At 32.1% G+C, this 1,183-nt stretch carries 1 protein-coding gene; it reads right to left on the bottom strand.

Annotated elements, in window-relative coordinates; all coding sequences use genetic code 11:
- Positions 1–72: 72 nt before the first annotated feature.
- Positions 73–756: a hypothetical protein gene (locus GFJ94_RS11430; RefSeq protein ID WP_153201665.1), complete on the bottom strand. Its 684-nt coding sequence runs from the start codon at positions 754–756 to the stop codon at positions 73–75.
- Between the last annotated feature and the right edge of the window lie 427 nt (positions 757–1,183).

Here is a 1,183-nt window from a genome sequence, read left to right as displayed (position 1 = left end):
AATTTTCGGAGAAAATTCCGAACACAAGCCAAGCCTAGCAATTGCAACAAACGGCTGTTATGTGTTCGGCTTTTATTTTGTCGTTTCAAGTTTTAGTAGTTTTTCATAATCTGTTTTTATTCTTTTTTGCTCTTCAAGTAAATAATCATTTTCAAAAGGAGAACCACAATCTTGATTATTTAATTGATGAAGTAGTTTTCCGTTTTCAAAATAACTACGGTCTTCAATTATTTCTGATTTTTCAAAATCAAACGTTTCTGTGTCATTATTCTCTTTCATAGATTTCGAGTCATAATACATTGGTCTATTGTATTTATATAATTTAGCAAACACAAACGAAAGTTGTTTGTTTAATAAATAATATTCAGTCAATAGTTGAAATGTATCACCGAAATGTCTAGTTGTAATTTTTTCTAATTGTCCGTTTAGATAATAAAATTTTGCTTCGCCACCTTCGGTCGTTTCCCAAATGTCATTGGTTTTTATAGTTGTCCAACTTGCAATTGAGTTAATTCTCTTAAAGTTGGTTCGTATTGGGTTTAGTTTTTCGGTCAGATATTCATTAACTGGTAAATCTTCTTTATTAAATGTTTCTTTGAGTTCAACTTTGTCACGCTTCAAGCTATCAGCTTTAATTACAGTTTTAGTGGTGGTCGTGTCAGTTTTAGTTTCGATTTTACTTTTGTTGTCTGTCCCGCAACTAATAGAAAATACTGTCGCCAAAGTCAATATGTAGAATTTCTGTTTGTTGCTCATTGGGTTTTTTTTAAGCTGACACATAACGTTTCGCGGCTTAAAAATTGTGGCGTAAATTCAACACCAAGCCATTACAAATATAACAAAACATTCCATTCAACAGCGGATTTTCCGCAGGAAAATCCAAAACCAGCCATATTTTTAAACCGCTGTTGTATACAGTATAATATTTTCGGAACTTAAAAACTCAACGCAACGTTTATCCACAAAGTTTGGATTGTCACGCAAAGCATATTTTCACACAACGTTTAGTTTCAGGTTTTAGTTTCACAGCGAATTTTCCCGAAAACGTAATTTCAACACAAAATTTATCGACAAAGTTCGGTTCGGTTTTAAATTTTCACGCAAGATTTTCGGTAATAATTATTCAGAAAAAATAGGAGAGAAGCTTTCAGCGTAAGTTCGGAAAATATATTGTATACAACGT

It is taken from the genome of Flavobacterium sp. LMO8, from assembly GCF_009495755.1.
In the GTDB taxonomy this organism is placed as follows: Bacteria; Bacteroidota; Bacteroidia; order Flavobacteriales; family Flavobacteriaceae; genus Flavobacterium.
Note: the sequence above shows the minus strand (reverse complement) of the source record. Positions and strands in the feature narration are given on the sequence as shown.

Excerpts from the sequence above, each read along its gene's own strand:
- GFJ94_RS11430 (WP_153201665.1), bottom strand. The coding sequence starts at position 756 with ATGAGCAACAAACAGAAATTCTACATATTGACTTTGGCGACAGTATTT.